Source organism: Caulobacter segnis (assembly GCF_019931575.1).
Taxonomy (GTDB): domain Bacteria; phylum Pseudomonadota; class Alphaproteobacteria; order Caulobacterales; family Caulobacteraceae; genus Caulobacter; species Caulobacter segnis_C.
Map to the genome: position 1 here is coordinate 2296183 of NZ_CP082923.1, position 24358 is coordinate 2320540.

General features: G+C 69.3%; 21 protein-coding genes. 14 read left to right on the forward strand and 7 right to left on the reverse strand.

Annotated features, from left to right (window positions below):
• The first annotated feature begins 142 nt into the window (after positions 1-142).
• Genes K8940_RS10570 through K8940_RS10585 form a run of 4 tightly spaced genes read left to right on the forward strand, consistent with a single transcriptional unit; the run spans position 143 to position 4554 of the window.
• Positions 143-1543 carry an alginate export family protein gene (locus tag K8940_RS10570; RefSeq protein ID WP_223395353.1) on the forward strand — a complete coding sequence of 467 codons (1401 nt, stop codon included), beginning with the start codon at positions 143-145 and terminating at the stop codon, positions 1541-1543.
• A 12-nt stretch (positions 1544-1555) separates the two neighbouring features.
• The gene (locus K8940_RS10575; protein WP_223395355.1) at positions 1556-2848 is read left to right on the forward strand and encodes a CmpA/NrtA family ABC transporter substrate-binding protein; all 1293 of its coding nucleotides are present in this window, start codon (positions 1556-1558) and stop codon (positions 2846-2848) included.
• Positions 2849-2862: 14 nt separating this feature from the next.
• Positions 2863-3756, forward strand: a complete 894-nt coding sequence (gene ntrB / locus K8940_RS10580) for a nitrate ABC transporter permease (protein ID WP_223395356.1) — start codon at positions 2863-2865, stop codon at positions 3754-3756.
• A 12-nt stretch (positions 3757-3768) separates the two neighbouring features.
• Positions 3769-4554 carry an ABC transporter ATP-binding protein gene (locus tag K8940_RS10585; RefSeq protein WP_223395357.1) on the forward strand — a complete coding sequence of 262 codons (786 nt, stop codon included), beginning with the start codon at positions 3769-3771 and terminating at the stop codon, positions 4552-4554.
• On the opposite strand, the gene K8940_RS10590 is transcribed toward K8940_RS10585, so the two are convergent.
• Together K8940_RS10590 and K8940_RS10595 are read right to left on the reverse strand one after the other, a co-directional pair.
• On the reverse strand, positions 4551-5933 hold the full coding sequence (locus tag K8940_RS10590) for an FAD-containing oxidoreductase (RefSeq protein WP_223395358.1): 1383 nt from the start codon (positions 5931-5933) through the stop codon (positions 4551-4553). The two genes, K8940_RS10585 and K8940_RS10590, sit on opposite strands and share 4 nt — an antisense overlap.
• A complete protein-coding gene (locus K8940_RS10595) occupies positions 5930-6394 on the reverse strand; it encodes a DUF4126 family protein (protein WP_223395359.1) in 465 nt (154 codons plus the stop codon). Before K8940_RS10595 ends, K8940_RS10590 begins: the two co-directional genes overlap by 4 nt.
• 307 nt (positions 6395-6701) lie before the next feature.
• Here K8940_RS10595 and K8940_RS10600 point away from each other — a divergent pair, with 307 nt between their 5' ends.
• The 9 genes from K8940_RS10600 (at position 6702) to K8940_RS10640 (ending at position 17191) form a co-directional block, all read left to right on the forward strand.
• Positions 6702-7274 carry an ANTAR domain-containing response regulator gene (locus K8940_RS10600; protein WP_223395360.1) on the forward strand — a complete coding sequence of 191 codons (573 nt, stop codon included), beginning with the start codon at positions 6702-6704 and terminating at the stop codon, positions 7272-7274.
• A complete protein-coding gene (locus K8940_RS10605; protein ID WP_223395361.1) occupies positions 7271-8416 on the forward strand; it encodes a CmpA/NrtA family ABC transporter substrate-binding protein in 1146 nt (381 codons plus the stop codon). The genes K8940_RS10600 and K8940_RS10605 overlap by 4 nt, the downstream gene beginning before the upstream one ends.
• A gap of 235 nt (positions 8417-8651) precedes the next feature.
• Positions 8652-9872 carry a nitrate/nitrite transporter gene (locus K8940_RS10610; RefSeq protein ID WP_223395362.1) on the forward strand — a complete coding sequence of 407 codons (1221 nt, stop codon included), beginning with the start codon at positions 8652-8654 and terminating at the stop codon, positions 9870-9872.
• A gap of 28 nt (positions 9873-9900) precedes the next feature.
• The gene (gene nirB / locus K8940_RS10615; RefSeq protein WP_223395364.1) at positions 9901-12381 is read left to right on the forward strand and encodes a nitrite reductase large subunit NirB; all 2481 of its coding nucleotides are present in this window, start codon (positions 9901-9903) and stop codon (positions 12379-12381) included.
• Positions 12378-12728, forward strand: coding sequence for a nitrite reductase small subunit NirD (gene nirD, locus K8940_RS10620; RefSeq protein ID WP_223395366.1), 351 nt, complete (start codon positions 12378-12380; stop codon positions 12726-12728). Before nirB ends, nirD begins: the two co-directional genes overlap by 4 nt.
• Positions 12728-15409 (forward strand): nitrate reductase, encoded by a 2682-nt coding sequence (locus K8940_RS10625; protein WP_223395368.1) that lies wholly within the window; start codon positions 12728-12730, stop codon positions 15407-15409. The genes nirD and K8940_RS10625 overlap by 1 nt, the downstream gene beginning before the upstream one ends.
• Positions 15399-16169, forward strand: a complete 771-nt coding sequence (gene cobA, locus K8940_RS10630; protein WP_223395370.1) for a uroporphyrinogen-III C-methyltransferase — start codon at positions 15399-15401, stop codon at positions 16167-16169. Before K8940_RS10625 ends, cobA begins: the two co-directional genes overlap by 11 nt.
• An 88-nt stretch (positions 16170-16257) precedes the next feature.
• A complete protein-coding gene (locus K8940_RS10635; RefSeq protein ID WP_223395372.1) occupies positions 16258-16665 on the forward strand; it encodes a GFA family protein in 408 nt (135 codons plus the stop codon).
• Positions 16666-16672: 7 nt separating this feature from the next.
• Complete coding sequence (locus K8940_RS10640) at positions 16673-17191, forward strand: DUF1905 domain-containing protein (RefSeq protein ID WP_223395374.1); 519 nt, start codon at positions 16673-16675, stop codon at positions 17189-17191.
• Here K8940_RS10640 and metC read toward each other — a convergent pair.
• Positions 17188-18336 carry a cystathionine beta-lyase gene (gene metC, locus K8940_RS10645; protein ID WP_223395376.1) on the reverse strand — a complete coding sequence of 383 codons (1149 nt, stop codon included), beginning with the start codon at positions 18334-18336 and terminating at the stop codon, positions 17188-17190. The genes K8940_RS10640 and metC overlap by 4 nt on opposite strands.
• A gap of 74 nt (positions 18337-18410) precedes the next feature.
• Between metC and K8940_RS10650 the strand changes: the two genes are divergently transcribed.
• Complete coding sequence (locus K8940_RS10650; protein WP_223395378.1) at positions 18411-19493, forward strand: amino acid ABC transporter substrate-binding protein; 1083 nt, start codon at positions 18411-18413, stop codon at positions 19491-19493.
• Here the strand turns inward: K8940_RS10650 and sseA are convergent, their stop codons facing one another.
• The 4 genes from sseA to K8940_RS10670 all read right to left on the reverse strand — a co-directional run bounded on the left by sseA (position 19494) and on the right by K8940_RS10670 (position 24342).
• Positions 19494-20351 carry a 3-mercaptopyruvate sulfurtransferase gene (gene sseA, locus K8940_RS10655; protein ID WP_223395380.1) on the reverse strand — a complete coding sequence of 286 codons (858 nt, stop codon included), beginning with the start codon at positions 20349-20351 and terminating at the stop codon, positions 19494-19496.
• A gap of 73 nt (positions 20352-20424) precedes the next feature.
• Entirely contained in the window at positions 20425-21435 is a 1011-nt protein-coding gene (locus K8940_RS10660; RefSeq protein ID WP_223395382.1) for a cysteine synthase A, read from the reverse strand.
• Positions 21436-21617: 182 nt separating this feature from the next.
• Positions 21618-22847 carry an SAM-dependent methyltransferase gene (locus K8940_RS10665; RefSeq protein WP_223395384.1) on the reverse strand — a complete coding sequence of 410 codons (1230 nt, stop codon included), beginning with the start codon at positions 22845-22847 and terminating at the stop codon, positions 21618-21620.
• A gap of 55 nt (positions 22848-22902) precedes the next feature.
• Positions 22903-24342: a cryptochrome/photolyase family protein gene (locus K8940_RS10670; protein ID WP_223395385.1), complete on the reverse strand. Its 1440-nt coding sequence runs from the start codon at positions 24340-24342 to the stop codon at positions 22903-22905.
• Positions 24343-24358: the final 16 nt, after the last annotated feature.

Sequence of the window (24358 nt, forward strand, 5' to 3'; positions counted from 1 at the left end):
GGACAACGACGTTTCCCGTTGGCCTGCAAGGGCCGCCGTCGGCGCCGTAGCCGTCTGGCAAGCTTGGACAACGACGTCCGGAGAGACCACTGCGCGTGGTCTCGCCGGGCGTCTTTTTGTTTTGGCCTTAGGGGATGAAGGCATGAAATCCGTTCGACTTTTGCTGCACTGCGGTGCGGCCGCGATGGCGCTCGCCTGTAGCACGGCGGCCTGGGCCCAGGCGGCTCCCGACCCGGCGCCCAAGCCGGCCGAGGAACCGGCGGCCGAACCCGCCGCCGAGGCCGCGCCCGAGCCGGCGGCCGAACCACCGCCGCCACCCGCGCCGCCGCCGACGATCAGCGACCAGATCGGGGCCGGCAAGCTGATCCTGGAGGTCCGGGCTCGCTACGAGACCGTCGACCAGACCCGCACCGCCACCCTGCTGGACAAGGCCGACGCCTTTACCGTCCGCACCCGCCTGGGCTGGGAGACCGCCGAGTTCAAGGGCTTCAAGGGTCTCGTCGAGTTCGAGGATGTCCGCCAGATCGGCAACGAGCATTACGCCGTCAACGTGCCGGGCGCGGCGACCGCGCCGTTGAACGGCGCCGACAAGGCCCGCTATCCGATCGTCAACGATCCGGACGTCACCGAGCTGAACCGCGCCCAGCTGACCTGGACGCCCAGCGCGGTGCTGCAAGTCACCGCCGGCCGCCAGCGCATCCTGCTGGACGACCAGCGCTTCGTCGGCAATGTCGGCTGGCGCCAGGACGAACAGACCTTCGACGCCGTCCGCGCCGACGTGGCCCTGGGCCGCTTCAAGGCGACCTACGCTTATGTCACCCACATCAACCGCATCCTGGGCGAGCTGCGTGACTGGGACAGCGACAGCCACCTGTTCAACGCCACCTGGTCGCCGGCCGAGGCGCTGAGGCTGCAAGGCTTCGTCTACGCCCTCGACTTCGGCAACTCGGCGGTCAACTCGTCGATCACCAAGGGCGTCAAGGCGTCGGGCAAGACGTGGCTGGGCCTCTACCAGCTGTCCTACAACGCCACCTTCGCTCGCCAGTCGGACTATCGCCACAACACGGCGAACTTCGACCTCGACTATTTCAGCGCCGACCTGGCCGGGACCTTCGACATCTACACGGCCAAGATCGCCTACGAGAGCCTCGAAGGCGACGGGACACGCGGCTTCACCACGCCCCTGGCCACGGTCCACGCCTTCAACGGCTGGTCCGACGCTTTCGTCTCGCCGGGCGGCAACAAGAGCTTCGTCGATGGGATCGAGGACCTCAACTTCGGCCTGAACATCAAGCCGCGCTTCCGGGCGACGTACTTCTTCAACACCGACATCGTGGCCCGCTACCACGACTTCGACGATCAGCGGACCGGCGCGAACCTGGGCCACGAGTGGGACCTGCAGTTCACCGCCGCCATCACCGCCAAGCTCTCGGTCCAGCTCAAATACGCCGACTTCCAGCGCGTGAAAACCGTCCCGGTCGGCACGGCCGCGCCGCCGGCCTCGCGGACCAAGACCTGGCTCACCCTCGAATACAAGTTCTAGCCCTCAGGAAGCATGACCATGAGCAAGACCGACACCAAGACGTCCGGCCTGACGCGTCGCCACGCCCTGATGGGCGCGGCCGCCACGGTCGCCGCCGCCAAGGCCGCCTTCCCGGCGGGGGCCCACGCCGCCGGCGCCGGACCCGAGACCGCCAAGGCCCGCCTGGGCTTCATCGCCCTGACCGACAGCTCTCCGGTGATCATCGCCAAGGAGCGCGGTCTGTTCGCCAAATACGGCCTGCCCGACCTCGAGGTGGTCAAGCAGGCCTCGTGGGCCGCCACCCGCGACAACCTGGTGCTGGGCTCCGAGCGAGGCGGCATCGACGGGGCGCACATCCTGTCGCCCATGCCCTATCTGATGACGACCGGCGCCATCACCAACGGCGTCCCGACGCCGATGTACATCCTGGCCCGCCTGAACACGAACGGGCAGGGGATCTCGGTCGGCAACGACCTGAAGAGCGTCAAGGTCGGGCTGAACAGCGCCGGCGCCAAGGCCAAGTTCCAGCAGCTCAAGGCGTCCGGAAACATCGCCAAGATCGCCATGACCTTTCGGGGCGGCACCCATGACCTGTGGGTCCGCTACTGGCTGGCGGCGGGCGGCATCAATCCGGACGTCGACGTCGCGACCATCGTGATCCCGCCGCCGCAGATGGTGGCCAACATGAAGGCCGGCACTCAGGACGCCTTCTGCGTGGGCGAGCCGTGGAACGGTCAGTTGGTCAACCAGCATGTCGGTTATACCGCCTGCCTGACCTCCGAACTGTGGATGAACCACCCGGAGAAGGCGCTGGGCATGCGCGCGGCCTGGGTCGACAAGTATCCCCGCGCCGCCCAGGCGATCACCGCCGCCGTGCAGGAGGCGCAGCTGTGGTGCGACAAGGCCTCGAACCTGCCGGCCATGTGCTCGATCGTCTCGGGCCGCCAGTACGTCAACGTGCCGATCGGCGACATCCTGCCCCGCCTGCAGGGCACGGTGGACTATGGCGACGGCCGGACCCTGAAGAACTCGCCGCACCGGATGAAGTTCTGGGCCGACAACGCCAGCTTCCCGTTCAAGTCCCACGACCTGTGGTTCCTGACCGAGGACATCCGCTGGGGCGTGCTGCCGCAGAAGACCAACACCAAGGCCCTGGTCGACAAGGTCAATCGCTCGGACATCTGGCGCGCGGCGGCCAAGACCATCGGCCAGGCCGGTCCGGCCGGCGACAGCCGCGGCGTCGAGCGGTTCTTCGACGGCAAGGTGTTCGACCCGGCCAATCCGGGCGCCTACCTGGCCAGCCAGCCGATCAAGAAGCTGGTCTGAGGAGAGGGCGCGCCATGACCTATCCCAAGCCCTCGTTCACCCCCGCGGCCCCGGCGCCCGCGCCGGCGGTCGCCGTCGCGACCATCGCGCCGGCCAGGCCGTCGCCGCTGCCGGAGCTGGGCCGCCGGGCCAAGGCCGTCGCCGGCGTCGCGATCCCGCCGGTCCTGACCCTGCTGGTCGTTCTGGGTCTCTGGCAGGCGATCGTTGGCGACTCCTATGCCGGCCTGCCGTCGCCCAAGCAGGTGTGGCTGGAGTCCAAGGATCTGATCCTGCATCCGTTCTACGATAACGGCGGCGTCGACAAGGGCCTATTCTGGCACGTGTTCACCAGCCTGAAACGCGTCGGGGTGGGCTTCTCGATCTCGGCGGTCTGCGGGATCCTGCTGGGCGTCTTCGTCGGCTCCAACCGCTGGGCGCATCGGGGGCTCGACTCGATCTTCCAGGTCCTGCGCACCGTGCCGCCGCTGGCCTGGCTGCCGATCTCGCTGGCCGCCTTCCACCAGGCCCAGCCCTCGGCCCTGTTCGTGATCTTCATCACCGCGATCTGGCCGATCATCATCAACACCGCCGTCGGCGTGCGGAACATCCCCAGCGACTATGTCAACGTCGCCAAGGTGCTGCGCCTGTCGCCGGTGGAGTACTTCTTCAAGATCCTGCTGCCGGCCACCACGCCCTACATCTTCACGGGCCTGCGGATCGGCATCGGCATGAGCTGGCTGGCCATCGTCGCCTCGGAAATGCTGCTGGGCGGCGTCGGCATCGGCTTCTTCATCTGGGACCAGTACAACGCCTCGCGCATCGCCGACATCATCGTGGCCCTGGCCTGGGTCGGCGTGACGGGCTTCTTCCTCGACCGCCTGGTGGCCCTGGTCGGCCACTTCGTCTCGCGCGGCAGCGCCGCCAGCTAGGGAGCCATGCACATGGCCAAGGCCTATCTTTCCATCGAGAACGTCGGCGTCACCTTCACCAAGGGCGCGGCTCGCACCGAGGTGCTCACGGGCGTCGACCTGAAGGTCGAGAAGGGCGAGTTCGTCTCGATCATCGGCCACTCCGGCTGCGGCAAGTCCACCCTGCTGAACGTGGTGGCGGGTCTCACCCCGGTCACGACCGGGGCGGTGATCCTGGATCGGCAGGAGGTCAACGCGCCCGGTCCCGACCGCGCCGTGGTCTTCCAGAACCACTCGCTGCTGCCGTGGCTGTCGGTGCGCGAGAACGTCTCGCTGGCGGTCGACAAGGTGTTCGGCGGAGCCAAGTCCGCCGCCGAGCGCCGCGACTGGACGCTGCACAATCTGGAGCTGGTCAAGATGACCCACGCCCTGGACAAGCGTCCGTCCGAGATCTCCGGCGGCATGAAGCAGCGGGTCGGCATCGCCCGAGCCCTGTCCATGGAGCCCAAGGTGCTGCTACTGGACGAGCCGTTCGGGGCCCTGGACGCCCTGACCCGCGCCCACCTGCAGGACAGCGTCATGGAGATCCACGCGGCGCTGAACAACACGGTGCTGATGATCACCCACGACGTGGACGAGGCGACCCTGCTGTCGGACCGCATCGTGATGATGACCAACGGCCCGCGCGCCTGCGTCGGCCAGGTGCTGGACGTTGACCTGCCGCGCCCGCGCGATCGCTTGGCCGTGGCCGAGCATCCGACCTATGTCCACGCGCGGGCGGCGGTGATCGAGTTCCTTTACGCCCGCAGAGCCGCCTAGGCGGGCTTCAGCTCCTGCAGCGTCGTCGGGATCAGTTCGGACACCGTCGGATGGATATGCACCGCCCGCGAGATCACCGTGTAGGGCGCCTTGGCGTACATCAGGTCGATCATGCCGTGGATGGCCTCGTCGCCGTTCAGGCCCAGGATGGCGGCGCCGAGGATCTGCTTGGTCTCGGCGTCAACCACCACCTTCATGAAGCCTCGCGTCTCGCCCTTCTCGACGGCGCGGCCGACGCGGGTCATCGGGCGCTGGCCGATCAGCAGCGGGCGGCCGGTGGCTCGGGCCTCGGCCTCGGTCATGCCCACACGGCCCAGCGGCGGATCGACGAACAGGCCATAGCAGCTGATGCGGTCGCTGACCTTGCGCGGATCATTGTCCAGCAGGTGGGCGGCGATGATCTCGAAGTCGTTGTAGGCCGTGTGGGTGAAGGCGCCCTTGCCGTTGCAGTCGCCCATCGCCCAGACGCCGGGGACATTGGTGCGCAACTGGTCGTCGACGACGACATAGCCGCGCTTGTCGATCTCGATCCCGGCCTTGTCGAGGCCCAGGTCGTCGGTGTTGGGCCTGCGGCCCACGGCCAGCAGCACGTGCGAGCCGACGACCTGCGGCGCGCCGGCCTGGCAGGTGACGTGGACGCAGACGCCCTCGTCGAGGTTCGAGAAGCTGATGCACTCGGCGTTCAGGCGGAAGGTGACGCCTTCGGCCTCCAGGATCTCGCGGATCGCATCCGAGACCTCGGGGTCCTCTCGGCCGATCAGGCGCGGGCCCATCTCGACCACCGTCACCTGGCTGCCGAAGCGCCGGAACATCTGGGCGAACTCCAGACCGATATAGCTGCCGCCGACGATGACCAGGTGCTCGGGCAGCGTATCCAGCTGCATCATGCCGACATTGCTCAGATAGGCGATATCGTCGACGCCCGGCATGTCGGGGACATTGGCGCGGCCGCCGACGTTCAGGAAGATCTTCGGCGCGGTCAGCAGGTCGTCGCCGACGCGGACGGTGTCGGCGCTTTCGAAGCGGGCGTGGCCCTGGATCACCGTCATGCCGGGCATGCCGCGCAACCAGGTCTCGACATTGCCGCGGGCGTTGCGGACGACGGTCTGCTGGCGTTCCTTGACGTGCTTCATGTCGACGCCGACCTGGCCGTCCAGCACCACGCCGTAGTCGGCCGCGCGGCGGGCCAGGTGGGCGGCGTAGGCGCTGGCCACCAGGGTCTTGGTCGGCATGCAGCCGGTGTTGACGCAGGTTCCGCCGAAGTCCTTCCGCTCGATCAGGGCCACGGTCTGGCCCGCGGCGGTCAGCCGGCCAGCCAGCGAGGGGCCGGCCTGGCCGGCGCCGATGATGATCGCGTCGAAGGACCTGGCGGTCGTCACAGGGCCACCGCGAAGATCGCGAAGGCGCCGATCACGGCGATCGCGTCCTCGATCAGGGCGGCCGGACGATCCTTGCCGAACTTGGCGGCCAGACGAGCGCGGAACTCGGCGCCGACCAGAGTGCCGATCACCGCGCCGACCGCGCCGAGCGCCGCGCCGCGCACCCAGTGGGTGGCGGGCATCATCAGCACCGCGCCGCTGAAGGCGCCGGTCAGCACGCGGGTGATGAACTGATGCGGGACCTTGCGGCTGGGCGTCTTGGGAAGCTGGTCGGCGACCAGTTCGAGCACGGCCAGAAGGCTGAAGGCGACGATGGGAATCCAGCCGCCCAGCCAGGCCAGCGGGTAGCCCGCCAGCGGGACCCAGCCCAGGCGCGCCCCCCAGGCGGCCGCGGCGACGGGGCTCATGGCGCGCAGGCCCGCGACGGCGCCGATCAGCAGGGCCAGCAGGTAGAGAGTCATCGAGAAGGCTCCGCTCAAGCTTATGTCGCCGGATCTGGCGCCGTCGCAGGGGACAACGCAAGGTGGATTTGGGGTCTTGTACGTTTTGGTTGCACCGGGAACGCGACAACGCAACGGGCGGCAAGGCCTTGCGGGTCCGGACGCTGTCACGGCACGGGCGCGCGGCGCAAGGCGCTGGACCGGCACGGCTTGCCGATTTGCTCAAGGAGAAGTCTTCGGCGCCTGCATTTCGTGCAATCCTCTGCGTGGACGCCCCCAGTGGGGGAAAGTTCCCCCGCGCGGCGCGGCGCCGCTTAGGACGGAGCCGATGCGGGTGCTCGTCATTGATCCAGATACCGCGCGCGCCGCGCTCGTGGCCCAGGGGCTGGAGGGCGTGCAGCCGCTCGAGGTGCGCCGTTCGGCCGTCTATGACGAGGCCGAGGTTCTGGCCTTCGCGCCGGACGTGGTGGTCATCGCCGCCGAAAGCCCCGACCGCGACACCCTCGATAGTCTCAAGGAGTCCAGCGCCGGGCACGCGGTCGTGATGTTCGTCGATCGCTCCGAGCCCGGTCTGGCCGAGCAGGCCGTGCGCGCCGGCGTGGCGGCCTATGTCGTCGATGGCCTGGCTCCCAACCGGGTGCGCTCGATCCTCGATGTCGCCATGAGCCGCTTCGCCCTGACGCAGCAACTGCGCGGCGACCTGGCCAAGGCCAAGGCCGATCTGGAATCGCGCAAGACCGTCGAGCGGGCCAAGGGCCTGCTGATGAAGGAGCGCGGCCTGGACGAGGACGGCGCCTATCGCCTGCTGCGCAAGCTGGCCATGGACCGGGGAAAACCGATCGGCGCGGTCGCCGCCGACCTGCTGGCCTTCGCCGGAGTGCTGAAGGGAGACGGTCAATGAGCGGCCTCTCGGACCTGCGCCTGGGATTCATCCCGCTGACCGATTGCGCGCCGCTGGCCGTGGCGCAGGCCCTGGGCTTCTTCGAGGAGGAAGGGCTGAGCGTCACCCTGGAGCGTGAGGCCTCGTGGGCCACCATCCGCGACAAGGTCGCCGTCGGCGCGCTGGACGGCGCCCACATGCTGGCGCCGATGGCCCTGGCCGCGACGGCCGGCGGCGAGGGCGAGATCCTGGCCCCGTTGGCCCTGAACCAGAACGGCAGCGCCGTCACCGTCTCGATCGCCCTGGCCGAGGAGATCGGCGCGATCGCCCTGAAGGACTTTTCCGGACCGCCCGTCACCGCCGCGGCCCTCGCCAAGGTGGTCGCCGCGCGCCGCGCGCGCGGGGAGGGCCCGCTGACCTTCGCCGTGGTCTTCCCCTACTCGATGCACAACTACCTGCTGCGCTACTGGCTGGCCCAGGGCGGCGTCGATCCCGACCGCGACGTGCGGATCGTGGTCATTCCGCCGCCGCGCATGGTCGAGCGGATGCGGGCGGGCGAGGTCGACGGCTTCTGTGTCGGCGCGCCGTGGAACGCGGTGGCCGACGCCGAAGGCGTGGGCCGGATCCTGGTCGCCGCCTCGCAGTTCTGGCCCGGCGGTCCCGACAAGGTGCTCGGCGTGCCCGCCGCCCTGGCCAGGCAGCGACCAGACGAGCTGCGCGCCTGCCTCCGCGCGGTGATGCGCGGCGCGGCTTGGGCCGACGCGCCGGAGAACCGCGAGGCGCTGGTCGAGCTCCTGGCGCGCCCCGACCGCGTGGGCGCGCCCCCCGCCGCCATCGTCCGCGCCCTGGGCGGCGAGATCGTCTTCCATCGCGACGCCGCCGGCCTGCCGCGCCGCGAGCACGGCCTTTGGTTCCTGTCGCAGATGACCCGCTGGGGCCAGATCGGCGCCGAGCACGACCTGCAGGCTCTGGTCGATCGGGTCTATCGGCCCGACCTCTATCGCGACGCGGCCCTGTCGCTGGGGCCGATTCTGGAGCCGGCCCTGGCCTTCGCCGACGCCGCCGGTCCCGTGGAGGCGCGGCTGTTCGACGGCCGGGCGTTCGATCCCAAGGCCGTGCGCGACTACGCCGCCGGCTTCGCCATCGGCCGGATGCTGGCCTGATCTGCCTGCTTCGTGGGCGCCGCTCGTGCATAAATGCTGAGCAATCGTGCGCCGCAAACCGCGTTGGCGCCGCAGCGCGGTATGGCGGTGACATGAAGCCCGTCACCCGTCTTCTATAGCCTCAAGGCCAACGAACAACGGCGTTCGCGGCTGCCAGAGGACCGCTCGGATGCGGTCAGCCACCCGGGGCGACGACGCCCCGCTCTCGCAGACACGCAATCCGTCGAGGCCGACAATGATCTCCCGCGATTTCCTGAAGGCCGGCCATGCGCCGACCCTGTTCGCCGCCTTCCTGTATTTCGATCTCAGCTTCATGGTCTGGGTGATCCTGGGTCCGCTGGGCGTCGCCATCGCCAAGGACTTCCACCTCGATCCCGCCCAGAAGGGCCTGATGGTCGCCATCCCCGTGCTGGCCGGCGCCGTGTTGCGCCTGGTCAACGGCGTGCTGGTCGACCGGATCGGGCCGAAGAAGACCGGCATGATCGGTCAGCTGATCGTGCTGGCCGGTCTGGTCCTGGCCTGGCTGGTCGGCATCCACAACTACCAGCAGGTGCTGGCCCTGGGCGTCATCCTGGGCGTGGCCGGCGCCTCGTTCGCCGTCGCCCTGCCGCTGGCCTCGCGCTGGTATCCGCAGGAGCATCAGGGCCTGGCCCTGGGCATCGCCGGCGCCGGCAACTCGGGCACGGCCCTGGCGGCTCTGTTCGCGCCGGCCCTGGCCAAGATGTTCGGCTGGCAGACCGTGATCGGCCTGGCCGCCATCCCGCTGGCCGTCGCCTTCGTCGTCTACATGCTGCTGGCCAAGGACGCGCCCGAGCAGCCGGCGCCCAAGAAGCTGGCCGAGTACATGGACGTCCTGAAGGTCCCTGACGCCTGGTGGCTGATGCTGCTGTACGGCGTGACCTTCGGCGGCTTCGTCGGCCTGGCCTCGTCGCTGACCATGTACTTCAACTCGGAGTACGGCCTGGATCCGGTCATCGCCGGCTTCTTCACCGCCGCCTGCGTCTTCGCCGGTTCGTTCATCCGTCCGGTCGGCGGGGCCCTGGCCGACAAGTTCGGCGGCGTGCGCACCCTGAGCTTCGTCTACATCCTGGCCGCCCTGGGCCTGGCCGTCGCCAGCTTCCAGCTGCCGTCGCCCTTCATCGCCCTGGCCGTGCTGCTGTTCTCGATGATGGTCCTGGGCGCGGGCAACGGCGCGGTGTTCCAGTTGGCCCCGCAGCGCTTCCGCAAGGAGATCGGCGTCATGACCGGCCTGATCGGCATGACGGGCGGCATCGGCGGCTTCTACCTGGCCTCGACCCTGGGCATGGCCAAGAAGATGAGCGGCTCCTACCAGCCGGGTTTCATCGGCTTCGCCCTGCTGGCGCTGTTCGCCTTCTTCGCCCTCCACGGCCTCAAGGCCCGCTGGCGCGCCGTGTGGCCGACCCTGCACGGCGACGCCGCCGCGGTCCGCGTCTGATCCACCTCCTCCGACAAGCGAGATAGCCATGACCAAGGCCAAAGAGCCTAAGGAACGTCTGGTCGTCATCGGCAACGGCATGGCCGGTTGCCGGGCGGTCGAGGAAGTGCTGAAGCGCGATCCTTCCCGCTACGACGTCACCATCTTCGGCGCCGAGCCGCGGGTGAACTACAACCGCATCATGCTGTCGCCGGTGCTGGCGGGCGAGAAGACCTTCGATGACATCGTCATCAACGACGAGGCCTGGTACCGCGACAACGCCATCACCCTGCACGCCGGTCGCACCGTCACGGCGGTGGACCTGGACGGTCGCAAGGTGGTCGCCGAGGGCGGTCTGGAAGTCGCCTACGACAAGCTGATCCTGGCCACCGGCTCGGACCCGTTCCGCCTGCCGCTGCCGGGCGCGGACCTGAAGGGCGTGGTCACCTTCCGCGACCTCGACGATGTCGAGGCCATGGTCGAGGCCTCCGGCAAGCCCGGCGCCCGCGCCGTGGTCATCGGCGGCGGTCTGCTCGGCCTGGAAGCCGCCTACGGCCTGGCCCGTCGCGGCATGGCCGCCACGGTCGTCCATCTGATGGACGTCCTGATGGAGCGCCAGCTCGACGAGAGCGCCGGCTACCTGCTGCGCGAGGCCCTGGCCGAACGCGGCGTCGAGACGGTGCTGGGCGCCCATTCGGACGAGATCGTCGGCGAGGATGGCAAGGTCGCCGGCCTGAAGCTCAAGGACGGCCGGATCCTGCCGTGCGACCTGCTGGTCATGGCGGTCGGCATCCGTCCGAACGCGACCCTGGGCAAGGCCGCTGGCCTACAGGTCAATCGCGGGATCATCGTCGACGACGCCATGCGCACCTCCGATCCGGCCGTGTTCTCGGTCGGCGAATGCGTCGAGCACCGGGGCAATTGCTATGGCCTGGTCGCGCCGATCTGGGACATGTGCCGGGCCCTGGCCGAGGCGCTGACGGACGGCGAGGGCGCCTATGCCGGCTCGGTGCTGTCGACCCGCCTGAAGGTCTCGGGCGTCGACGTCTTCTCGGCCGGCAAGTTCGCCGGCGGCGACGGCTGCGAGGACATCGTGTTCCGCGACGCCGCGCGCGGTGTCTACAAGCGCGTGGTTATCGAGGACGGCAAGGTCGCCGGCGCTGTGCTGTTCGGCGACGCGGCCGACGGCGGCTGGTACTTCGACTTGATGCGGGCGGGGACGGACGTCGCCGAGATCCGCGAGACCCTGATCTTCGGGCAAGCGATCACGGAGGGCCTCTCGGGCCTGGACCCTAGCGCGGCCGTTGCGGCCATGCCCGACACGCAGGAAATCTGCGGCTGCAACGGCGTCTGCAAGGGTGCGATCACCTCGGCCATCACGACCCAGGGCCTGACCACGCTGGACGACGTCCGCGCGGTGACCAAGGCCTCGGCCTCGTGCGGGTCCTGCACGCCGCTGGTCGAGCAGGTCATCCGCCTGACCCTCGGCGACGGCTTCAAGGCCCAGACCGGCCCCAAGCCGATGTGCAAGTGCACGCACCATCCGCACGGCGACGCGCGCGAGGCGATCGTCGCGCTCGAGCTGAAGTCCATGCACGCCGTCTTCCAGACGATGGAATGGACCACGCCCGACGGCTGCGCCTCGTGCCGGCCGGCCCTGAACTACTACCTGCTGTGCGCCTGGCCGGGCGAGTACCAGGACGACAGTCAGTCGCGCTTCATCAACGAACGCGTCCACGCCAACATCCAGAAGGACGGCACCTATTCGGTCGTGCCGCGCATGTGGGGCGGCATGACCAGCCCCGCCGAGCTGCGCGCCATCGCCGACGTCGCCGACAAGTACGACATCCCGTCGGTCAAGGTGACGGGCGGCCAGCGCATCGACCTGCTGGGCGTCAAGAAGGACGACCTGCCGGCGGTGTGGGCCGACCTCAACAAGGCCGGCATGGTCAGCGGTCACGCCTACGCCAAGGGCCTGCGCACGGTGAAGACCTGCGTCGGCAGCGACTGGTGCCGGTTCGGCACCCAGGACTCCACGGGCCTGGGCATCAAGCTCGAGAAGTTCATGTGGGGCTCGTGGGCCCCGGCCAAGGTCAAGCTGGCCGTGTCGGGCTGTCCCCGCAACTGCGCGGAGTCGACCTGCAAGGACATCGGCGTCATCTGCGTCGACAGCGGCTACGAGATCCACGTCGGCGGCGCCGCCGGCCTGCACATCCAGGGCACCGAACTCCTGACCAAGGTTCCGACCGAGGAGGAGGCGATCCAGGTGATCTCGGCGGTCATGCAGATGTATCGCGAAGGCGGCTGGTACCTGGAGCGGATCTACAAGTGGATGGCCCGTGTGGGTCTCGACACGATCCGCACGGCGACCGTGGACGACCTCGACAACCGCGCGGCGCTCTTCGCTCGCTTCGTGAAGTCGCAGGAGACCGCCCAAATCGACCCCTGGGCCGAACGCGCCACCGGCGGCGTGGCGGCCGGCGAGTTCAAGCCCATGGCGACCCTTCCCCTGGAGATGGCGGCCGAATGACCCTCCAAGCTCATATCGATCCCGACTGGCGCGACGTCGGCGCCGTGACCGACATCCCCGAGCGCGGCGCGCGTCGGGTGGCCACGGCCCAGGGCGACGTCGCCGTGTTCCGCACCGGCGACGGCCAGGTCTTCGCCCTGGTTGACCGCTGCCCGCACAAGCACGGCCCCTTGAGTCAGGGCATTGTCCACGGCCATGGCGTAACCTGCCCGCTGCACAGCTGGGTCATCGATCTGGCCACGGGCCAGCCCACCGGCGCCGACGCCGGCAAGGGCTGCACGCCCGTCGTGCCAGTCCTCGTCAAGGACGGCCGCGTCCTGCTGGCCCAGCCGGTGATGGCGGACTGATGGCCGACGGCTCCCCCGCGCTCCCGACGATCAAGACCACCTGTGCCTATTGCGGCGTCGGTTGCGGCGTCGCGGGCATGGTGGGCGAGGGGCGGTCGGTGTCGGTCGCCGGCGACGCCGTCCACCCGGCTAATTTTGGACGCCTGTGCTCCAAGGGTTCGGCCCTGGGTGCGACGGTCGGACTGGAAGGGCGGATCCTGGAGCCGACCATCGGCGGCAAGGTCGCCAGCTGGGCCGAGGCCACCGCCCTGGTCGCCAGGCGGTTCAAGGAGACGATCGCCCGCCACGGCCGCGACAGCGTCGCCTTCTACGTTTCGGGTCAGCTGCTGACCGAGGACTACTACGTCGCCAACAAGCTGATGAAGGGCTTCATCGGCTCGGGCAATATCGACACCAACAGCCGCCTCTGCATGGCCTCGGCCGTCGCCGCCCACAAGCAGGCCTTCGGCGCCGACCTGGTGCCGGGCTGCTACGAGGACCTGGACCAAGCGGACCTGGTGGTGTTCAGCGGCCACAACGCGGCCTGGACGCACCCGGTGCTGTTCCGCCGCATGGAGGCGGCCAGGGCGCGTGGCCAGAAGCACGTGGTCATCGACCCGCGCCGCACCGACACCGCCGAGGGCGCGGACCTGCACCTGGCCATCGCCCCGCAGAGCGACGTGCGTCTGTGGAACGGCCTGCTGGCCGAGCTGATCCGGCGCGGCGCGATCGATCGCGACTACATCGCCGAGCACGTGAACAATTTCGAGCAAGTCATCGCCGCGCTTGCGGAAAATGACCAGTCGATCACCGCTGTCGCCGCCGACTGTGGCGTGGCGGTCGAGGACCTGCGGACCTTCTACGACCTGTTCGCCGCCAACGCGCGGACGGTCAGCCTGTTCTCGATGGGCGCTAACCAGTCGGCCCAGGGCGTGGCCAAGGGCCTGGCGATCATCAACGCCCACCTGGCCACCGGTAGGATCGGCAAGCCAGGCGCGTGCCCGTTCTCGATCACCGGCCAGCCCAACGCCATGGGCGGACGCGAGACCGGCGGCATGGCCAACACCCTGGCCGGCCACATGGACTTCGCGCCCGAGGATCGCGACCGCGTGGCCCGCTTCTGGGGGGCGCCTGACACGGCGCGCGCGCCGGGCCTGAAGGCCATCGACATGTTCGAGGCCGTCCGCGACGGGCGGATCAAGGCGATCTGGGTGATGGCCACCAACCCCGCCGTCAGCCTGCCCGACAGTGGCGCGATCCGGGAGGCCCTGGCCAGGTGCCCGTTCGTGGTGGTCTCCGACTGTGTCGAGACCGACACCACCGCCTTCGCCGACGTCAAGCTGCCGGCCCTGGGCTGGGGCGAGAAGGACGGCACGGTCACCAATTCCGAGCGCCGCGTCTCGCGCCAGCGGGCCCTGTTTCCGGCCCCGGGCCAGGCGCGCGCCGACTGGAAGATCATGGCCGACGTCGCCACGGCCATGGGCTTCGACGGCTTCGGCTGGACGAGCAACGCCAGCGTCTTCCGCGAATGGGCCCGCCTGACGGCCTATGAGAACGAAGGGCGTCTGTTGAATCTGTCTGGCCTTTCGGCTTTGACGCCAGAGGCTTACAACGAACTCCTACCGGTCCAGTGGCCCGTGGGGGGTGACAGCAAGGGCACGCCGCGCCTGTTCGCCGACGGCCGCTTCCAGACGCCCGATGGCCGCGCCCGGATGGTCCCGGTCAAGCCGAAGGGGCCGGCCGAGGCGACGGGCGACGCGTTTCCGATGTCGCTGAACACCGGCCGCATCCGCGACCAGTGGCACACCATGACCCGAACGGGTCTGGCCCCGGACCTGTGCCGGCACGCTCCGGAACCCTATGTCGAGATCCATCCCGACGACGCCGAGGCCCTGGGATTGAAGGACGGCGCCCTGGCGCGGGTGACGACCTCGCGCGCCGAGGCCGTCGCCGTGGCCAAGGTCAGCGACCGCCAACGTCGTGGCGGGCTGTTCATGCCCATGCACTGGACCGACGCCTTCGCGCCGTCGGGCCGCGCCAACGCCCTGGTCGCGTCGCACGTCGACCCGACCTCGGGCCAGCCGGAATTCAAGCACACGCCCGCCCGCGTCCGCGCCTATCGCGAGACCTGGAAGGGTTTCTTCCTGAGCCGGTCCGCCCTGATTTCCCCGGTCGGGACGGACCTCGTCTGGCGGCGTATTCCCCACGACGCCTGCCAGCAGCACGAGTTCGCCGGCCGGGGCGACGCTGTCGAGCGCGACGCCCTCCGCAAGGCCCTGACCAAGGGGCTGGCCGGCGAACTCGTCAGCTACGAGGACCCCGCGAGCGGCGCGCGCCGCCAGGCCTGGGTCGAGAACGGGCGGCTGATCGCCGTCCTCTACATGACCACCTCGGGCCGCCTGCCGCCGCGCGACTGGCTGGCCGAGCTATTCGGCGAAGAGACCCTGACCGCTGAGGCGCGCTCGGCCTTGCTGTTCGGCCGTCCGCCCGGCGCGCCGGTCGACAAGGGGCCGATGGTCTGCGCCTGCCTCAAGGTCGGCGCCAAGGCGGTCAACCTCGCCATCGCCGCCGGGGCCGATACGCCGGACGCCGTCGGGGCGGCCACGGGCGCGGGGACCAACTGCGGGTCCTGCCGTCCGGAGATCGCCCGCATGATCAAGGCTTTGGCCGCAACTCCCAAGGAGCCCGCCCATGTCGGTTGAGAGCAAGCTCGGCAAGGTCCTGCTGGTCGGCGCCGGTCCGGGACCCGTGGACTTGATGACCGTCCGCGCCTTCCGCGCCGTCGAGAGCGCCCAGGCGCTGCTCTACGACGCCCTGTGCTCGGAGGAAGCCATCGCCCTGGCGCCGCCCGGCTGCGTGCGCATCCAGACCGGCAAGCGGGCCGGCAAGCCCAGCATGAAGCAGGACGAGATCAACCGCCTGATGCTGCGCCTGGCGCGCAAGGGCCTGCGGGTGGTGCGGCTGAAGGGCGGCGATCCGTCGATCTTCGGCCGGGTGGGCGAGGAGGCCGCGTTCCTGAACGGCTTCGGCGTCGAGACCGAGGTCGTGCCCGGCGTCACCGCCGCCTGCGCCGCCGCCGCCCAGTTCGGTTTCCCCCTGACCCATCGCGGCGAGGCCCGCCGGGTGGTCTTTACCACCGCGCGGCTGGAGGCCGGCAAGCTGTCGGGCGACTGGAGCGCCGCGGCCGATCCCGAGGCGACCCTGGCCGTCTATATGGGCGGCGACGTCGCGGGCGACCTGGCCCAGCGGATGATCGCGGCCGGCCGGCCGGCCGACACCCCCGCCGTGGCCGTCGAGAAGGCGGGCGGCGCGGACGCCAGGCTCTATCCGGCCACCTTGGCCACCCTGGCCGAACGCGTGGCGGAAGCCGGCGACGGGCCGCTGCTGATCGTGGTCGGCGAGGTCGCCGCCCAGGCCCACGCGGTCTCCGAGATCGTCGAGCGAGGCCGCCGCACGGCCTGACGCCCGCAATACTGACAGTAGGGTGGCAGCAGGCCCTCTCTAGAACGGTGTCCAGCGAGCGAACGACGCCAATCGAGAGGGACGACCCATGCTGAAGACCTATACCGGCGGCTGCCACTGCGGCGCGGTCCGTTACGAGGCCAAGATCGACCTGGCGGCCGGCACGGGTCGCTGCAACTGCTCGATCTGCGCCAAGACCCGCTCGTGGGGCGCGCTGCTCAAGCCGGACGCCTTCCGCCTCCTGGCCGGCCGGGACCATCTGGGCGCCTATCAGTTCGGCACGATGAGCGGCGACCATCGCTTCTGCACGACTTGCGGCGTGCGGGTGTACGGCGAGGCCAATGTCGAACAGTTGGGTGGTGAGGTCGTCTCGGTTCAGGTGGCCACGCTGGACGCCGATCCCGAGGAGTTGGCCGCCGCGCCGATCAACTACGGCAACGGTCGTGACAATCTCTGGTGGGAGCAGCCCAGCGCGGCGGAAATGCGCTACCTGTAGGGCCGCCATGACCAGCCTTCGCTTCCAGGCCCGGATCGAGATCAACGGCATAAACCCGTTCGTTCCGGTCGAACCTGGACAGGCCGCGCGCCTGCGCGAAGGCTGGCGCAAGCCGATGCCGGTGCGGGTCCAGATCAATGGCGCGCCCGCCCAGCCCTGGCGGATCAACATGATGCCCCGGGGCGATGGCGGCTTCTTCCTCTATCTGCACGGCGAGGTCCGCGAAGCGGCCGGCGCGGCGGTGGGCGACACGGTCGAGGTGTCCATCGCCTTCGACGACGCCTATCGTGGCGGTCCGGCCCATCCCATGCCCGAGGCGTTCTCGGACGGGCTGAAGCGGGACCAGGCCGCCGCCAAGGCCTGGGCGGCCCTGACGCCCAGTCTTCAGAAGGAAGCGCTGCGCCGCTTCGCCAGCGTGAGGTCCGAGGCCGCCAAGGCGCGCAACATCGAGGCGGCCCTGGCGGTGCTGGGCGGCGAGGCGGGTCGGTTCATGGCCCGCGACTGGAAGGGCGGCGCGGTCGTCTAGACCAGCTTCTCGAACGCCTGATCGAGATCGGCCTTCAGGTCGTCGACGTTCTCGAGGCCAATGTGCAGGCGCAGCAGTGGCCCTTCCAGCTCCACGGGAACCGAGCGGTTCTTCAGCTGCGGGTCGCAGTGGATGGCCAGGCTTTCGTAGCCGCCCCACGAGAAGCCCAGGCCGAACAGCTGCAAGGCGTCCAGGAAGGCGTGGACGGCGCGCTGCGAGCGGGGCTTCAGTACGACGCCGAACAGGCCGCAGGCGCCGCTGAAGTCGCGCTTCCACAGGGCGTGGCCGGGATCGTCGGGCAGCGCGGGGTGCAGCACGCGCGACACCTCCGGCCGGCCTTGCAGCCAGCGGGCGATCGCCAGGCCGCTATCCTGGTGCCGCGCCAGGCGAGTCGACAGGGTCCGCAGGCCGCGCAGCATGGTGTAGGCGTCGTCGGGCGAGACCGACCAGCCGATGTCCCACATGGCGTCGCCAAGCTGGTTGCCGATCACCGTGTCCATGGTGGTCGCCGATCCCATGAAACAGTCCGAATGGCCGCCGACATATTTGGTCAGGGCCTGGACGCTGATCGTCACGCCGTGCGCTAGCGGCTTGAAATAGAGGCCGGCCGCCCAGGTGTTGTCGATCAGGGTGATGATGCCCCGGTCGTTGGCGGCCTTGGCGATGGCCGGGACGTCCTGCATCTCGAAGGTCAGGGAGCCGGGCGCCTCCAGCAGGATCAGCCGTGTCTTGGGCGTCGCCAGGGCCATCAGGGCGTCGGGCGCCAGGGCTGGGTCGTAATAGGTCGTCGTGACGCCGAAGCGGGTCAGCACGCGGTCGCAGAACCGGCGGGTGGGCTTGTAGGCGCTGTCGACCACCAGGATCTCGTCGCCAGCCTTCAGCACCGCCAGCATGGCGCCGGTGATCGCCGCCAGGCCCGACGGATAGAGCGTCACGTCCGGCGAGCCCTCCAGCTCGGCCAAAGCCCTCTGCAGGGCGGCGGGCGAGGAGAGGCCGGTGATGCCGTAGGTGATCTGGTTGTCGTCGTACAGCGACGCGGCGTTGGGCAGCAGGACCGTCGAGCCGCGCTGGATCGGCGGATTGACCACCCGGGCCAGGTTTGTCGGCTCGGAGCCCTTGCGGATCAGGCGGGTTTCTTCATCCATGGGGGCACTCTTCGGCGACGCGGCGTAGAGCTTGTGGTTTAAGGCCAGCCGCGCGCGGTTCAAGGAGCGATCGGGTGTCGACGCGTTTCAGTTTGGCGATTTTGGCGGTGCTGGCCCTGGCCAGCTGCGATCGTCCCGCATCGTCTCCCGATCCCGCGCCGGCCGAGACGGTCGCCCCGCTGAAGATCAAGCCCGCCGCGCCCAGCCCGACCCTGAAGGCCGTCCGCGCGCGCGGGACCCTGCGCTGCGGGGTCAATCCCGAGCTGCCGGGCTTCGCCTTCCGTGACAATGGCGGCCGCTGGCGCGGATTCAATGTCGACTTCTGCCGAGCCCTGGCCGCCGCCGTGCTGGGCGAGCCCGACAAGGTGACCTTCGTTCCCCTCGGCAACGACGAGCGGATCTCGGCCCTGCGCTCGGGCAAGGTCGACGTCCTGTGGCGCAATACCTCGTGGACCTTCTCGCGCGACGCCGGCGACCAGCTGGACATGGCGGCGATCTCCTATTTCGATGGCCAGGGTTTCCTGGTCCGCCGCAGCCTGAACCTGACCAGCGCCGTCGAGCTGAACACCGCCAAGATCTGCGTCCAGAGCAACGCCACCTCGGCCCAGAACCTGGAGGACTTCTTCCGTTCACGCGGCATCGCCTACACGGCCATGGTGTTCGACAGCGAGGAGCAGACCCGCGCGGCCTACCAGGCTGACAAGTGCGACGCCCTGACCGCCGACATCTCGGCCCTGGCGGCGGCGCGGTCGGTGCTGGACGATCCGGGCGCGCATGTCATCCTGCCCGACGCCATCTCCAAGGAGCCGTTGGGGCCGCTGGTGCGCCAGGATGATCCGGCCTGGACCGGCATCGTCCGCTGGACCCTCGACGCCCTGATCCTGGCCGAGGAGCATGGGGTGACCAAGGCCAACGCCAAGGAGATGAAGGCCGGCGCCGATCCCGAGGCGCGGCGGCTGCTGGGCGAGGGCGGCTACGGCGCCATGCTGGGCCTGGACGCCGACTGGGCCTATCGCGCCATCACCGCCGGCGGCAACTACGGCGAGATCTTCGAGCGCGACATCGGCGGTGGGTCGGCGCTGAAGCTGGACCGCGGCCTGAACGCTCTGTGGAACGCCCAGAAGCCCGGCCTGCTGTACGCGCCGCCGATGCGGTGATCAGGTCGCGGGGCCCGTGGCCACCGGCGTATCCGCCAGGCCGCCCCATTCGGTCCACGAGCCGTCGTAGACGGCCGAGCGCGGCCTGCCCATGCGGAACAGGGCCAGGGCCACGACCGAGGCGGTGATGCCCGAGCCGCAGGTCGAGACGATCGGCTTGTCGATGTCGACGCCGGCGGCCTCGAACACCGTCTTCAGCCTGTCGGCCGGCAGCATCGTGCCGTCCGGGGCGATCAGGGCCGAGAGCGGGATGTTACGGGCGCCGGGCATGTGGCCGCCGCGCAGGCCAGCGCGGGGTTCGGGATCGCGGCCCTCGAAGCGGCCGGCGGCGCGGGCGTCGATGATCTGCTCGTCGCCGGTCTCGACGACGCCGCGCATCTGCTCCAGCGAGCGATAGATGTCGGCCTGCCAGCGCGGGGTGAAGTGACGTTCCTGCGGCGAGGCGGGACCGTCCTCGATCGGACGGCCCTCGGCGATCCATTTGGGCAGGCCGCCGTCCAGCACCACGACATCCTCGTGGCCCATGGCGCGGAAGTGCCACCAGGCGCGGGCGGCCGGCAGGATGCCGGTGGTGTCGTAGACGACGATCCGCGACCCGTCGCCCAGGCCCAGCTTCTTGACCCTCGAGGCGAACTTGGTCGCCGTCGGGATCATGTGCGGCAGGTCGCTGGTCTCGTCGGAGATGTCGTCGATGTCGAAGAACACCGCGCCGGGGATGTGGGCGGCCAGGAACTCCTTGCCCGGATCGCGCTGGGCGGCCGGCATGTGCCAAGAGGCGTCGACCACGCGCACGTCCGGCGCGTCGAGATGGTCGGCCAGCCAGGCGGTGGAGACCAGCGGATCGGACGGGGTGCTCATGGGGACGCCTTCTCAGGATCTGACTCGCGGCAACATCGCCGCCGAGCGCCGCGATCGCAAGCGTGATCCAGGCCTAGATCCAAGGCGGCGTCGGCAGGCCCTTTTCCGCGAGGAACTCGGGATTGAACAGCTTGGACTGATAGCGCGAGCCGTGGTCGCACAGGATGGTCACGATGGTGTGGCCAGGGCCCAGTTCCTTGGCCAGCTTGATCGCGCCGGCGATGTTGATGCCCGACGAGCCGCCCAGGCACAGGCCCTCGTATTGAACGAGGTCGTAGATGACGTGCAGCATCTCCTCGTCGGTGACGCGGAACGGGAAGTCGACGGCCAGATCCTCCAGATTGGCGGTGACGCGGCCCTGGCCGATGCCCTCGCTGATCGAGGTCCCCTCGGCCTTCAGCTCGCCGTCCTTGTACCAGCTGAAGAGCGAGGCGCCGTAGGGGTCGGCCAGGCCAATCTTCACGCCGGGCTTGCGCTCGCGCAGCGCCGCGGCGACGCCGGCCAGCGTGCCGCCAGAGCCCACCGCGCAGATGAAGCCGTCGACCGCGCCGCCAGTCTGCGCGAAGATCTCCGGGCCGGTGGTGCGATAGTGGGCCTCGCGGTTGGCGACGTTGTCGAACTGGTTGGCCCAGATCGCGCCATTGGGCTCGGTCTTGGCGAGTTCCTCGGCCAACCGCCCGGAATAACGGACATAATTGTCGGGGTTGGAGTAGGGGGCGGCGTCCACCTCGACCAGCTCGGCGCCCAGCAGGCGGATGGCGTCCTTCTTCTCCTGGCTCTGGGTGCGCGGGATGACGATCGTCGTCTTGTAGCCCAGCGCCGAGGCGACCATGGCCAGGCCGATGCCGGTGTTGCCGGCCGTGCCCTCGACGATGCGGCCGCCGGGCTTCAGCAGGCCCTTGGCCTCGGCGTCGCGGATGATGCCCAGCGCGGCGCGGTCCTTGACCGACTGGCCGGGGTTCATGAACTCGGCCTTGCCCAGGATCTCGCAGCCCGTGGCCTCGCTGGCGCGCTGGAGGCGGATCAGCGGGGTGTTTCCGATCGCGTCCAGGACGGTGGGGAGAACGCTGGGCAGGGCGGTCATGATGGGCCTTCGAGGGACGTCTTGGATCGCTGGTAGATCGTGCCGCGCCCCGCCAGCGCAACCCCAATTTTCCTGAACGCGGATGAGCCCGGCCGACAAAGCCTGAGCCCGGCCATAGGTTTGGCGGGCTATCCACAGGTCTGGCGTTTCGATACAGAGCCGATTGGCTTGGTATTCGGCGCCTAGCTCCGGCTCAGGCCCAGCTGGATCACGTTCGTCCGCTCGGTGCGGAAGCCGGCCTCGCAATAGCTGAGATAGAACCGCCACAGCCGCCGGAAGCGCTCGTCGAAGCCGTCCTTGCGGATGTCGCTCCAGGCGGCCTCGAAGCGGCGACCCCATTCGGCCAGGGTGTCGGCATAGTTCTGGCCGAAGCGCTTGAGATCGCTCCATTCCAGGCCCGCGCGCTCGGTCTCTTCCTTCAGGCGCGCCTCGCTGGGCAACATGCCGCCTGGGAAGATGTAGCGCTGGATGAAGTCGGTGCGGCCGCGGTACTTCGAGAACAGCTCGTCGCGGATGGTGATGATCTGCAGGCCCGCGCGGCCGCCGGGCCTCAGGGTCTCGCGGATCTTGTCGAAATAGGCCGGCCAGTAGGCCTCGCCCACCGCCTCGAACATCTCGATGGAGGCGACAGCGTCATACTGGCCCTGGACGTCCCGATAGTCGATCAGCTGGATGTCCGCCTTTTCCGAAAGGCCCTGTTCGAACAGGCGCTTGCGGGCGAAATCGTACTGGGCCTGGGAGATGGTGATGCCGGTGACCCTGGCCCCGACCTCCTTGGCCGCGAACTCGGCGAAGCCGCCCCAGCCGCAGCCGATCTCCAGCACGTGCTTGCCCGGCGTCAGATCGATGGTCCGCGCCAGGGCCGCGTACTTGGCGGCTTGCGCCTCGGGCAGGGGCTGGTTGGGCCGCTCGTACAGGGCCGACGAGTAGGTCATGCTGGGGTCCAGCCAGCGCGAATAGAAGCCGTTGCCCAGGTCGTAGTGGGCGTGGATGTTGCGCTTGGAGCCGGCCCGGCTGTTGCCGTGCAGCAGGTGGTAGAGGACGTTGACCGCGCGCATCACCGGATTGCCCGACAGCAGCGCCGACAGCCGGTCGAAGTTCAGCGAGAAGGCCTCCAGCACGGCCGACAGGTCCGGCGTCTCCCATTCGCCGGCCATGAAGCCCTCGGCGAAGCCGATGGTCCCGGCCGAGAAGGCGCGGCGGATGAAGTTGTAGTCGTTGATCCGAACGATCGCGTCCGGTCCGGGCTGGTCGCCCGTGACCCTCAGGGTCTTGCCGGTTGGCAGGATCCAGGTGACCGAACCCGTGTCCCAGTTGGTCGCCACCACGCGAAGAGCGGCGCGGAAGGCCGTCGGCGCGGCCTTCAGGTCGGGATCGTTCCAGAGCGCAGTATCCAAGGCGAGGCCTCGCATCCGGTGACGCGTTTATTAACGCTGTTAACCACCGTTTCGTAAAGCCCCGGCTCAGCTAGAGGCTGCGGTAAGCCTCCATCGCCTTTTCGCGCGCTTGAGCGTGGTCCACGATCGGTCTTCCATAGAGACGTTTGGCGGCGGCCGGCAGATGCAAGGCCCAGGTCCACGGCTTGTGGATAACGTCGTCGGGAACGCTGGCCAGCTCCGGAATCCAGCGCCGGACATAGGCGCCCCTCGGGTCGAACTTCTCGCCCTGGGCGATGGGATTGAAGATCCGGAAATAGGGCGAGGCGTCGGCGCCGCTGCCGGCCACCCACTGCCAGTTGCCGACATTGTTGGGCAGGTCGGCGTCGACCAGGGTGTCCCAGAACCAGGCCTCGCCCTCGCGCCAGTCGACCAGCAGGTGCTTGATCAGGAACGAGGCGACGATCATCCGCACGCGGTTGTGCATGAAGCCGGTGGCCCATAGCTCGCGCATGCCGGCGTCGACGATGGGGTAGCCGGTCTCGCCCTTCGTCCAGGCCTCGAAGGCGGCGTGGTTCTTCACCCATGGAAAGGCGTCGAACTCGGGCTTGAAGTTGCGGGTCGGCAGGTCCGGCCAATGGAACAGGATGGCGTGGTTGAATTCGCGCCAGCCGATCTCGGACAGGAATTTCTCGACCTCGGCGGCGGGGGCGTCGCCGTGCTCGGCGGCGTTGCGGGCGGCCAGCCAGACCTGGCGCGGGCCGATCTCGCCGAAATGCAGGTGCGGCGACAGGCAGGACGTGGCCTCGACGCCCGGCAGATCCCGCTTCTCGCCATAGCCATCGACCGGCCCCGACAGGAAAGCGTCCAGCTGCGCCAACGCCCCGGCCTCGCCGGGCGTCCAGAGGCCGAACCCCTTGGACCAGTCGGGCTTGCTCGGATGCAGGCCCCAGGTTTCGAGGCTTTCAGCGCGGGGGAAATGCTCCGGCGCTTTCAACGCCTTGGGCGCGGGATCCACGGTGACGTGGCTCAGGTGCTCGCGCGCCGCGCGCCAGTAGGGCGTGAAGACCTTGTAGGGCTGACCCGCCCCGTTCTTGACGGTCCAGGGCTCGTTCAGCAGGCCGGCGTTGAAGCTCTGGCCATCGACGCCGGCGTCCTTCAGGCGGGTCTTGATCGCGGTGTCGCGGTCGATGCTGGCCTTGTCGTAGAGCCGGTTCCACAGCACGCCGGTCGCGCCGGCGTGGCGGATGACGTCGTCCAGCACCTCGGCGGCGACGCCCTTGCGCAGCACCAGCCTATTGCCAAGCTTCTCAAGGCTTTCACCCAGGCTCTTCAGCGACTTGTCCAGCCACCACAGCGAGGCCGCGCCCCTCGGGCGCAGGCCAGGCGTCTCGTCGAGGACGTAGAGGCAGATCACGGGGCGGCCGCTGTCGGCGGCATGGCGCAGGGCGGGATTGTCGGCTATGCGCAGGTCGTTGCGGAACCAGACGATGATGGCCCCACTGTCGTCACTGTTCTTCCGCACTTGCACCGTCCTGCCCGAAGGG

Bases quoted from the DNA above. Each gene is read 5' to 3' on its own strand.
- nirB (WP_223395364.1), top strand. From the start codon at position 9,901: ATGACCAAGGCCAAAGAGCCTAAGGAACGTCTGGTCGTCATCGGCAAC.
- sseA (WP_223395380.1), bottom strand. From the start codon at position 20,351: ATGAGCACCCCGTCCGATCCGCTGGTCTCCACCGCCTGGCTGGCCGAC.
- K8940_RS10605 (WP_223395361.1), top strand. From the start codon at position 7,271: ATGAGCGGCCTCTCGGACCTGCGCCTGGGATTCATCCCGCTGACCGAT.
- K8940_RS10600 (WP_223395360.1), top strand. From the start codon at position 6,702: ATGCGGGTGCTCGTCATTGATCCAGATACCGCGCGCGCCGCGCTCGTG.
- K8940_RS10595 (WP_223395359.1), bottom strand. From the start codon at position 6,394: ATGACTCTCTACCTGCTGGCCCTGCTGATCGGCGCCGTCGCGGGCCTG.
- cobA (WP_223395370.1), top strand. From the start codon at position 15,399: ATGTCGGTTGAGAGCAAGCTCGGCAAGGTCCTGCTGGTCGGCGCCGGT.
- K8940_RS10660 (WP_223395382.1), bottom strand. From the start codon at position 21,435: ATGACCGCCCTGCCCAGCGTTCTCCCCACCGTCCTGGACGCGATCGGA.
- K8940_RS10665 (WP_223395384.1), bottom strand. From the start codon at position 22,847: ATGCGAGGCCTCGCCTTGGATACTGCGCTCTGGAACGATCCCGACCTG.
- K8940_RS10610 (WP_223395362.1), top strand. From the start codon at position 8,652: ATGATCTCCCGCGATTTCCTGAAGGCCGGCCATGCGCCGACCCTGTTC.
- ntrB (WP_223395356.1), top strand. From the start codon at position 2,863: ATGACCTATCCCAAGCCCTCGTTCACCCCCGCGGCCCCGGCGCCCGCG.
- K8940_RS10625 (WP_223395368.1), top strand. From the start codon at position 12,728: ATGGCCGACGGCTCCCCCGCGCTCCCGACGATCAAGACCACCTGTGCC.
- K8940_RS10585 (WP_223395357.1), top strand. From the start codon at position 3,769: ATGGCCAAGGCCTATCTTTCCATCGAGAACGTCGGCGTCACCTTCACC.
- K8940_RS10570 (WP_223395353.1), top strand. From the start codon at position 143: ATGAAATCCGTTCGACTTTTGCTGCACTGCGGTGCGGCCGCGATGGCG.
- metC (WP_223395376.1), bottom strand. From the start codon at position 18,336: ATGGATGAAGAAACCCGCCTGATCCGCAAGGGCTCCGAGCCGACAAAC.
- K8940_RS10635 (WP_223395372.1), top strand. From the start codon at position 16,258: ATGCTGAAGACCTATACCGGCGGCTGCCACTGCGGCGCGGTCCGTTAC.
- K8940_RS10575 (WP_223395355.1), top strand. From the start codon at position 1,556: ATGACCATGAGCAAGACCGACACCAAGACGTCCGGCCTGACGCGTCGC.
- K8940_RS10640 (WP_223395374.1), top strand. From the start codon at position 16,673: ATGACCAGCCTTCGCTTCCAGGCCCGGATCGAGATCAACGGCATAAAC.
- nirD (WP_223395366.1), top strand. From the start codon at position 12,378: ATGACCCTCCAAGCTCATATCGATCCCGACTGGCGCGACGTCGGCGCC.